Source organism: Deltaproteobacteria bacterium (assembly GCA_016219225.1).
Taxonomy (GTDB): Bacteria; Desulfobacterota; RBG-13-43-22; order RBG-13-43-22; family RBG-13-43-22; genus RBG-13-43-22.
Genome location: JACRBX010000233.1, coordinates 1 through 9,890, shown reverse-complemented (window position 1 = coordinate 9,890; position 9,890 = coordinate 1). Strand labels below are relative to the sequence as shown.

Annotated in this window: 11 protein-coding genes; 2 read left to right on the top strand and 9 right to left on the bottom strand. The window is 49.8% G+C overall.

Annotated features, from left to right (window positions below; translation table 11 throughout):
- Window positions 1-269: 269 nt before the first annotated feature.
- From HY879_19590 to HY879_19570, 5 genes are all read right to left on the bottom strand, one after another.
- The gene (locus HY879_19590; GenBank protein MBI5605540.1) at window positions 270-767 is read right to left on the bottom strand and encodes a PAS domain-containing protein; all 498 of its coding nucleotides are present in this window, start codon (window positions 765-767) and stop codon (window positions 270-272) included.
- A 22-nt stretch (window positions 768-789) separates the two neighbouring features.
- Window positions 790-1,785 (bottom strand): biotin--[acetyl-CoA-carboxylase] ligase, encoded by a 996-nt coding sequence (locus HY879_19585; protein ID MBI5605539.1) that lies wholly within the window; start codon window positions 1,783-1,785, stop codon window positions 790-792.
- 65 nt (window positions 1,786-1,850) lie between these two features.
- Window positions 1,851-3,137 carry a phosphomethylpyrimidine synthase ThiC gene (gene thiC / locus HY879_19580; protein MBI5605538.1) on the bottom strand — a complete coding sequence of 429 codons (1,287 nt, stop codon included), beginning with the start codon at window positions 3,135-3,137 and terminating at the stop codon, window positions 1,851-1,853.
- A complete protein-coding gene (thiD, locus tag HY879_19575) occupies window positions 3,134-3,976 on the bottom strand; it encodes a bifunctional hydroxymethylpyrimidine kinase/phosphomethylpyrimidine kinase (GenBank protein ID MBI5605537.1) in 843 nt (280 codons plus the stop codon). The genes thiC and thiD overlap by 4 nt, the downstream gene beginning before the upstream one ends.
- 115 nt (window positions 3,977-4,091) lie before the next feature.
- A complete protein-coding gene (locus tag HY879_19570; protein MBI5605536.1) occupies window positions 4,092-4,193 on the bottom strand; it encodes an AURKAIP1/COX24 domain-containing protein in 102 nt (33 codons plus the stop codon).
- A gap of 173 nt (window positions 4,194-4,366) precedes the next feature.
- On the opposite strand from HY879_19570, the gene HY879_19565 reads away from it, so the two are divergent.
- Together HY879_19565 and glgP are read left to right on the top strand one after the other, a co-directional pair.
- Complete coding sequence (locus HY879_19565) at window positions 4,367-4,552, top strand: hypothetical protein (protein ID MBI5605535.1); 186 nt, start codon at window positions 4,367-4,369, stop codon at window positions 4,550-4,552.
- 125 nt (window positions 4,553-4,677) lie between these two features.
- A complete protein-coding gene (glgP, locus tag HY879_19560) occupies window positions 4,678-6,402 on the top strand; it encodes an alpha-glucan family phosphorylase (GenBank protein MBI5605534.1) in 1,725 nt (574 codons plus the stop codon).
- Window positions 6,403-6,499: 97 nt separating this feature from the next.
- Here glgP and dnaJ read toward each other — a convergent pair whose 3' ends face one another.
- The 4 genes from dnaJ to HY879_19540 all read right to left on the bottom strand — a co-directional run.
- Complete coding sequence (dnaJ, locus tag HY879_19555; GenBank protein MBI5605533.1) at window positions 6,500-7,603, bottom strand: molecular chaperone DnaJ; 1,104 nt, start codon at window positions 7,601-7,603, stop codon at window positions 6,500-6,502.
- Window positions 7,604-7,609: 6 nt separating this feature from the next.
- Window positions 7,610-7,981 (bottom strand): hypothetical protein, encoded by a 372-nt coding sequence (locus HY879_19550; protein ID MBI5605532.1) that lies wholly within the window; start codon window positions 7,979-7,981, stop codon window positions 7,610-7,612.
- On the bottom strand, window positions 7,981-8,517 hold the full coding sequence (locus tag HY879_19545) for a DUF4340 domain-containing protein (GenBank protein MBI5605531.1): 537 nt from the start codon (window positions 8,515-8,517) through the stop codon (window positions 7,981-7,983). The genes HY879_19550 and HY879_19545 overlap by 1 nt, the downstream gene beginning before the upstream one ends.
- Window positions 8,514-9,890, bottom strand: a 1,377-nt coding sequence (locus HY879_19540; protein ID MBI5605530.1) for a GldG family protein, incomplete at its 5' end; no start/stop codon positions are given. The genes HY879_19545 and HY879_19540, both read right to left, overlap by 4 nt.

The following is a 9,890-nucleotide window of genomic DNA, read 5'->3' as shown; positions in this document are numbered from 1 at the left end:
TTTCCTATGTGGTTCATAAGCCTAATGGAATTGAAGAAGAAACCATTTATCGGGGCGATAGTTTTCTAAAAAAAAGTATATACACCTTTCCAGGCTATCCCTACCGGCTTCTAAAATCTTTTTATAATTTAAAGGGTGGGACTACCTTCTTTGCTACGAGAAAATTTAACCAGGCGATGAAAAAGGCCTGGCAAAATTCTCATTATTATTCGAAATATCCTCATACCCTATAGCCCGTTTTTATTTCGAAGGAAGCAGGCCTTTTGCTTTCAATGCCTAACCAGACTCCCGATCCCTATGGGATTTTCCTTTCGATCTTTGATAATCCAGCATGTCACCTCAACGGCCAGTATCGAACCATCTCTCCTGATATACTCCTTTTGGAAATGCACATAGTCCTGTGCCATGGCTTCACTGATTTTTTGTTTTTCCTTCTCATGCCATTTAGAAGGTGTAATTTTCTGAAAGGTTATATTCTTCAACTCCGCCAAGGCATATCCCAGCATTTTTTGATAAGCGGGATTTGCTTCCAGGATGTCTCCGAACATGTTGGCCAGAACCACCCCTTGGGGTATTTTTTCTGCCAATTCCAGGTACTGATCTTCAAGGGTTTTTTGTCTTTGGCGGTCCGCTTCAATCAGTAGTCCTGTCTGAAATTCTTTGAGATTGAAAATTTGCATGTCCCTGACCGCATGCGGAACAGACGGGATGGCACATCCCAAATAAAACAGAATTAAGGACAACAGGAGAAAAGCTATTTTTTTCATAAATCCCACCAATACTGAGTGCCTAAAACCTCAGATGTACATCGCCGGTCAGAATCGTTTCCTTTCGGCCGTTATCCAGGAGAACGATCAGTCCGCCGTGATCGTCAATGCCCTGGGCCACACCGGTCAGGGAAGTCTGGTTATTCAGAATGGTTACCTTCCGGTTTTTGACTAAAGAATACCGATTCCACTCCTTACGTAAAAACCCAACCCCTTCGTTTTGAGCCTTTTGGTAAAGGGTTTCCCCGAAGGTCAAAAACCGGGTCAGGAGTTGAAGGCGGGAGATCTTCTTGCCGGTTTCCTTTAAAATGCTGGTGGCCGGCTGTCCCCCCGGAGGCGGCTCCAAAGGGGCCCAGTGGCAATTGACGCCGATCCCGATGATCATATATTCCATCCGGTCCGGGTCGGTGGTAAATTCGGTCAGGATTCCGGCTAATTTTTTATCCCCGGCATAAATATCATTGGGCCATTTGATGCCCACATCCATCCCGGCGATCTCCCGGATGGCCCGGCAAAGAGAAACCGAGGCCAGCACGGTGCCGTAAAAGGCCTCTTGGGGCAGCCAGTTCGGCCTCAGGATCAAAGAAAATAAGAGATTTTTACCGGATGGCGATTGCCAAATGCGGCTCAGCCGGCCTTTGCCTTTTTCCTGGAATTCGGCCACAACCAGGGTCCCTTCCGGAGCCCCCTGGGCCGCCAGGGTTCTGGCTTGAATATTCGTGGAATCGGTACGGAGGAAGTGGTGGATGTTTTTCCCCAAAAAAGCGGTTTTCAACTCCCGGGCTAAAAGATCAGGCAATAAAATATCCGGAACGGCCGTCAGGCGATACCCTTTCCCCTGCAAAGATTCGATACTAAAACCCTCTTCTTTGAGTTTGGCCATATATTTCCAGATAGCCGGGCGGGTCATACCCAATTCCTTGGCCAAGGCCTCTCCGGAAACAAATTCCCTTTGGGACAGGGCCCCCAATATTATTTCTTTTGGTCGAATCTGCGGGTTTTTCTGGGAAGAATTCATAATCCATCCAGATTGGGTGGGGTTATAAAAACTTTTTTTATGAACCTAAACTAATACAAACGGTCTCATTCCTTTTTAAAAAACTCCCGAACCATTTTGATGGCGCAGAACTCCCCACACATGGTACAGACCTCCGATTCACTGGGAGGGCTTTCGGCCCTCATCCGGCGGGCCTTTTCCGGATCCAGGCATAGGCCGATCTGTCTTTCCCAGTTCAAGGCTTTACGGGCCAGGGCCATTTGACGATCCTGTTCCCAGGACTTCGCCCGGCCCCGGGCCAGGTCGGCGGCATGGGCCGCGATACGGGACGCGATAATCCCTTCCCGCACGTCTTCCGGCGTGGGGAGTTTTAAATGTTCGGAAGGGGTGACATAGCAGAGAAAATCGGCACCGGCCATCCCGGCCAAGGCCCCCCCGATGGCGCAGGCAATATGGTCGTAACCCGCTGCAATATCCGTGACCAGGGGACCCAGGACATAAAAAGGGGCCCCCTGGCAAAGCTGTTTCTGAAGCAGCACATTAGCCTCGACCTGATTGAGCGGCACATGCCCGGGCCCTTCGATCATGACCTGAACACCGGCTTTTAAGGCCTGTTCCCGTAATTCTCCCAGGTGGATCAACTCCTGCACCTGGGCCCGATCAGTGGCATCGGCCAGACAGCCGGGACGCAAGCCGTCTCCGAGGCTCAAGGTCAGATCGTATCGACGGGCCAATTCGATTAAACGATCATATTCGGTATAGAGGGGGTTTTCTTTTCCATGATAGACCATCCAGGTTGCCAGAAAGGCCCCGCCCCGACTGACGATATCGGTGATCCGGCCCTGCTTTTGCAACCGCTCCAGAGAATTGAGGGTAACGCCGCAATGGACTGTAATAAAGTCGACGCCAGCCTGGGCCTGACTTTCAATCACCTCGAAAATCTTATCCGCCGTCAGGTGGACAATCCCCCCTTTTTCCCTGGCCGTTTCCACCACCGCCTGATAGATTGGGACCGTGCCTATAGGCAAAGGGGAATGGGCAATCAAGGTTCGGAGTATTTCCTTTAAATCACCCCCGGTACTTAAGTCCATGACTGTATCGGCTTTAGCTTCGACACAAATATTCAACTTGCGCAATTCCTGGGCCAGATCCACCTGATCGGAGGAAGTCCCGATATTGGCATTGACCTTGATCGCCAATCCCTGTCCGATACCAACCGGGCGGGCCTTCTTCTTCCCGAGGTTAGCCGGAATAACAACCGTCCCCTGGGCCACACGTTTTTGGATCTCTTCCGGATCCAGCCCTTCCTGGCGGGCCACTTCCTGCATTTCAGGGGTTAGAACCCCTTTTTGGGCTGATTCAATCTGGGTCAAGATGATACCTCTTTTTTATTTTTGTTATTTTCAAGCCACCTATATGGATCAGTAGCCCACTGGCCATGCCCGACCGGCTGGGCTCCGGCAATGGCTTTGGTAATAAAATCCTTGGCCTTTTCCACAGCCTTTATTAAAGGATTCCCCTGCCCCCAGAAAACGGCAATGGCGGCCGAAAAGGTACAACCGGTGCCGTGGATATTCGGGGTCTGGATTCGGGGGCTGGAAAATTCCCTGAAAGAAATCCCGTCGTAAAGGAGATCTATGGCCGCTCCGGTTAAATGTCCCCCTTTGATTAAAACCATTCCTTTGATTTTTTCTTTAAGGGCCATGGCAGCCCTTTTCATATCCGCAACGGTCCGCACCGGAAGACCGGTCAAGACCGAGGCTTCGGAGAGATTAGGAGTGACCAAACCGGCCACGGGGAAAAGATCATCCCTGAGCGTTTGAACGGCCTTTTTTTCCAATAAGGGATGCCCGGTTCCGGAGATCATGACCGGATCCAGCACCACCTTTTCAATCTTAAATTCATTTAGGGTTTGGGCCACCAGAGTAATGATTTCGGCCCGGGCCAGCATGCCTGTTTTCACGGCATCGACGCTGATATCGGAAAGGACCGCCTGGAGTTGTTCCCGTATAAACGACCGGGGAACCGGGAAGATCCCTTGAACTCCCAAGGTGTTCTGGGCCGTCAAGGCCGTTATAACCGAGGTCCCATAGCCTCCCAGCAAAGCGATGACCTTCAGGTCGGCCTGTATGCCGGCCCCACCGCTCGGGTCCGATCCGGCTATGGTCAAAATACGTGGCTTTATAAACCCCCCAATAATAAAACAGGCCATACCCGAAGGGATGGCCTGGATAGAGAGAGAATCATTTCATTTTTAATTACAACAGGGGACATCCGGGTAAAAAACCTTGGATGACCAGAAACAATGCCCTTCTGATACTGGGTGATTACTTGCCCCTCTTCTTACGCTGATGCCGGGTTTTCCTCATCAACTTTTTATGCTTATGCTTTCGCATCTTTTTCCGTCTCTTTTTGACTACGCTACCCATCCAGTTCCCCTCTTGAGAATTTTCTGAAGCGATAAATTTAAAAGTATTTTATATACCCGATTTAAACGCTATTGGCAAGAAAAATTATTAATCAAATAACCTCTTGACAACATTCTTTATTTTAATCCATAATTAAACAAAATATCAATTTTGATCCTGAGGAGGAACGAAACATGGCCATGACCAAAAAACCCGTTGCCAAACCCGCTCCTAAAAAAGCTTCCCGAGTAGGGACCAAATACGCCTGTAGCGACTGTGGGCTGCTGGTCACCGTGGATCAAGACTGTGATTGTCCTACAGTGGATCTGGTTTGCTGTGGAACCCCAATGAAGAAAAAACGGGCCGCCTGCAAAAAATAAAAACGCTTTTAAGAACCTTTTTCATCCAATCTGAAAGTCCACTTTAACCTGGTCTTTCACAAAGGTACAACTTTGTCCTGGGGTTTGGGGTGAAGTCCGTCCTTTCAAGAGCTTAGAGGAAACGTATGAATCCGGAAGCCCTTCAGTTAATGGAGCTTACTCAAGAACCAAAGATATCCTATTTTTCCATGGAAATAGGTATTCACAGCAGCATTCCTACTTATAGCGGCGGTCTGGGGGTCCTGGCCGGGGATACCATCAAATCCGGTGCTGATCTTAACCTGCCCATGGTGGCTGTTACCCTGATCACTAAAAAAGGATACTTCCGTCAAGAACTGGATTCCAAGGGCAGACAGACAGAACACCCCGTTCTCTGGGACCCGGTTAAGTCCATGACCTTGCTTTCTCCTAAGGTTTCGGTGGAAATTGAGGGCCGAAGGGTCTTGATCCAAGTCTGGCATTATACGGTAAAAAGCTTTACCGGAGGGAAGGTCCCTGTTTTCTTTCTCGATACGGACCTGGAAGAAAATGCCCCCGAAGACCGGGAAATTACTTCTTTTCTCTATGGAAAAGATCTGCCCTACCGTTTAAAGCAGGAAATTGTCCTGGGCCTGGGCGGGGCCAGGATGTTGAAAAAGTTAGGCTTTGAAATAAAAAAATATCATCTCAATGAAGGGCATGCCAGCCTGCTGACCCTGGAGCTTCTCCATAATTTTCAAAAGCCTATAGAAGAGGTCTGGGATGAGAAACTGGTCTGGGATGTGAACCGGGTTAAAGAGCTCTGTGTCTTCACCACGCATACCCCGGTCGAGGCCGGCCACGACCGATTTTCATACGACCTTGTCCGGCAGATTCTGGGAGAACCCATTCCCTTTGATGTGTTAAAAGGTCTGGCCGGCCAGGAGGCCCTTAATATGACTCTGCTGGCCCTCAACCTGAGTGAGTTTGTCAACGGGGTGGCCAAAAAGCACGGAGAAGTCTCCAGGACCATGTTCCCTGGTTATAAAATCAACGCCATCACCAACGGGGTCCATTCCTATACCTGGACCTGTGAGAGCTTCAAGCGGCTTTACGATAAATATCTTCCCGGCTGGGCCAATGAACCTGAATTATTTGTCCGCATAGGCCGGATCCCCGACCAGGAGATCTGGGAAGCCCATCTGGAAGCAAAATCGATCTTATTCAATTATGTCCGGGAAACAACCGGCGTAGAGATGGATCCCGGTTTATTGACTTTTGGATTTGCCCGCCGGGCCACGGCTTACAAACGGGCTGATCTTTTGTTTAGCGACCTGGAACGGCTTAAAACCATTGGGACCGGAAAGATCCAAATCATCTATGCCGGAAAGGCCCATCCTAATGATCGTCCGGGCAAGGCCTTGATTGAAAATATTTTTGCCTTTAAGGAAAAATTAAAAAGCCTGATCAAGATTGTCTATCTTCCCAATTATGATATGGAGGTGGCCTTAAAATTGGTTTCCGGAGTGGATGTCTGGCTGAATACCCCCTTAAGACCCCGGGAGGCCTCAGGCACCAGCGGGATGAAAGCGGCCCATAACGGCGTTGTGAATTTCAGTGTCCTGGACGGCTGGTGGATCGAAGGTCATATCGAAGGATACACCGGCTGGTCTATCGGGCCGAGCCCCACGGAAACCCAACTGGTCGACAGCTTCGATACCCGGGATGCGGAGGACCTTTACAACAAGCTTGAGAAGGTTATTATCCCCACGTTTTACCAGGATAATGGAATTTGGGTCCGCATGATGCAGAACGCTATCGGAAAAAATGCCTATTATTTTAACACCCATCGCATGATGCGCCGTTATGTGACCGAGGCCTATATCCGATAAAAAGAAAGGCGAAAGGCACGAGGCAATAGGCGAAGGGCAAAAGGCAAAACGATTTTATGATTTTTTTTCGCCCATAGCCTATTGCCCGATGACAAGGTCAGGAAAACAACTTAAACAACCGGGAACCTGATTTTTTAGTCTCCAATTCCTCAAATTCCCGCAGGAGTTCTTCCTGTTTTTTATTTAAATGGGTGGGGATTTTGATCATCACCTGAATGAGTTGATCCCCTTTGCCGGACCCCCGAAGGTGGGGGAACCCTTCGCCTTTCAGCCGCAGGGTGTGGCCGTTCTGGGTCCCTTTGGGAATGGTGAGTTTTTTAGGATTATTTAAGGTCGGTATCTCAATTTCCGCTCCTAAAGCAGCCTGAATCATCGAAATGGGTATGGAACAAATCACGTCATCCCCTTCCCGATGAAAGAAATCGTGTTCTTCCACATAGACCACGACATACAAATCCCCGGAAGAACCCCCATTGATTCCCCCTTCTCCCTGGCCCCGGAAACGTAAACGGGATCCGCTGGAAATCCCGGCCGGGATCTTCACCGACAAGGTTTTGGTCTGCTCAGTCCGTCCCTGGCCCTGGCAGTTTTTGCAGGGATGGGCGATAATCTGACCCTGGCCGTGACACCGGGGGCAGGGGGTGCTGATTCGAAAAAATCCCTGGGTCTGGACCACCTGTCCTCTCCCGCCGCAGGTAGGGCAAAATTCGGGCTTTGTGCCGGGTTCAAGACCGTTTCCATGGCAGAGGGAACAGGTTTCCAACCGGGGGATTTTTAGTTCCATTTCTTTCCCCTTGGCCGCTTCCATGAAGGAAACCGAAAGATCATAGCGGAGGTCCGCCCCTTCTCTGGCCCTGGACTGACTGCCCCGACCTCTCCGTCCGAAGCCGAAAAAGTCCTCAAAGATATCCCCGAAACTGGAAAAAATATCCTCAAACCCGCCAAAGCCGCTAAAACCGGTGCTCTTCAATCCTTCATGACCGAACCGGTCATAGACTTCCCGCTTCTGGGAATCGTGCAAAACTTCATAGGCCTCGGCCGCCTCTTTAAACCGTTCTTCGGCTTCTTTGTTCCCTGGATTTCGGTCCGGGTGAAATTTGAGGGCCATTTTCCGGTAAGCTTTTTTGATCTCTTCTTCATTAGCCTGCTTTGAAAGACCCAGGACTTCGTAATAATCCCTTTTATGGTTATTGTTTTGCATAAAATTTCAAGACCTCAGCATTGTCTGAATTTTTTCAATTTGTTCCTCGTCAGGGATAGCCCTGAAGGCCGTCAGGGCCTGCTGAAATCTTCCATCGGCCAAGGCCTTTTCTCCTGCCTTCCTCCAGGCCGCTTCCGGGGCGCTCTCCTTTAAAAGTTTGCTGGTTTGTTGCAACAAAAAAGGATCGCCGTCTTCGATACTGCGCTCCCTGATCCGGCGAATCCCTTCCTGGTTTTGGGCCTTCTCAAAAAAATTCAGGGCATCTGCCAGCCGGTCCTCCGAAAAATATTCCCGACCATATTGGGACAATTGATCCCTATTAATCTGAGGATTGTGGAGCAAGTCTCTTTTTTTTAAACAATTTAAAACCTTGGGCATCAGGGACCTTCCTTGATCTTTTTTTCATTCAGGGCCGACAGGTCCCGATCCAATTCCTTGACCAAATGTTCTTCGATCAGAAAAAGGTCCGAAGAATTGGAAATTTTAATATAGCAGGTATTTCCCACGGCGGTTTTATTCCCTACCTGAATTTCAAACCATTTGCCCTGGGTTAAGAACAGGATTTTCCATCTGGGAATATCCAGGCCGAATTCTTTCAGGTCCTGTCTGGGGTCGGACCATTTTCGTTCCCAGCGCAGAGTATTCAGGGTTTGGAGGATCCCCTCAACCACCTTCGAATCAGCCGGGCCCGAAATGGGTTGAATAATCTTCCAGGAGCCTTCCTTTTTAAGGTGGATCACATCAGCCCCTCGTCTCCATTGTATCTCCACTATCTTAGCCGACGAAATACCTGGGAAAAGGGCCTGGTTTTTAATGTCTTCCGATTTCTTAGGGAAAAAGAATTCCATCGCAGCCCATATCCCGGCCACCACCACCAGGATGGAAAGATAAACCCACAGCTTCCTTAAAATCACCGGGCCTTTCTCCTCGACCTCCAGACCAAAATTCCGGCCCCTATGACCATAAGAGGCATCAGGACCAGGGAAACCCAAAACAAAACCATGACCTGAGAGGAGGAAAGGGTCAAGGGTCGGACCTGCGCCGTTTTGGCTGGACGGATGGCGATCAGGGCCTCCTCTTCAGTCAGGTAATTTACCGTGTTTAAGAAAAGGTCCCCATTCCCCGAAAGGTTAAAATAGCCGTTACTGGCAAAATCCGAATCGCCGAAAAGGACGATTTGTCCTTTAGGAGATTTTTTTTCTTTTTCTTTGGGTTCGTTTCTTTCCGCCATTTTTCCCGGGGAAGAAAAGTTCACTAAAACGGCCAGGGGCAACGGGCCTTTCTGCTCTTGCCCGGGGTCAAAGGAGGCCTTTCCTTTTTCCATATCTTTCCTGTTTAATTCAGACCAACTCCCGGAAGAAGAACGGACCAGGACCTCGGCTGATACCGGGGAAGACGGGGAAGGAAAGATGTTTATAGATCGGGCCGTAGGAAAGAAAGTGGCTACAGTAAATTGATCGGTTATCGGATGGCGACCGTAAGACCCGGCCATAGGGATCAGATAATCCCCCCCGTAGACCCGGCTGAGCTTGTCGATCACGATGTCATCGTTCAGGGTCACCCCAAGAGAGGCCAACCATTCCTTTAACCCGCTGTCTTGATAAGGCTCCAGCAGAAGGATTACCCGGCCCCCGGACTGGCAATATTTTTTCAGATCCTCGATCTCTTCCGGGAAAAAGGGCTTTTTCGGTCCGGCGATCACCAGAAGGCGGACCTCGGCATCAAACCCGCCCCCGGCCAGAAGGTTCCTCTCCTCCACCAGATAATTTTCTTTGGTAAGGAGACCTTTGGCCATGGAATAACCGGCCTTTTGGGAATCCTCAACGCTTTTTTCCCCATGGCCGGACAAAAAAACGACCTTTTTGGCCTTGGTTTGCATTAAACGCAGCAGACCATTGGTGATCCCTTCTTCATCGGTCACAGCCACCGACTGGGTTTTTTCCCCTGATTCCAGGATCAAGGCCCCGTAGTTGCGCACTCCGTATTGTTGGGCCAGGGAAGGCTGCCGATCGGGATCGATAAACTGGTGATGGATGCGGGGATTGGTATAGCCATAGATCTCAAAAAGGGCCTGGGCCTTCTTTTTGCCCGGGTTGCCTTCCTGAAAAAAGGCCCGGATCCAGACATCCTGATTGATGGTCTTTAGGATCTTTTGCGTTTGGCTGGAAATGGAGTTCTTTTTCCCCTCTGTCAGATCCAGACGCCAGGGAAACCGATAGACCAGCAGGCTGATCCCGACCAGAATGGCCACAAAGACCACGGTCAGGAGGGTCAACAAGGAGCCTTG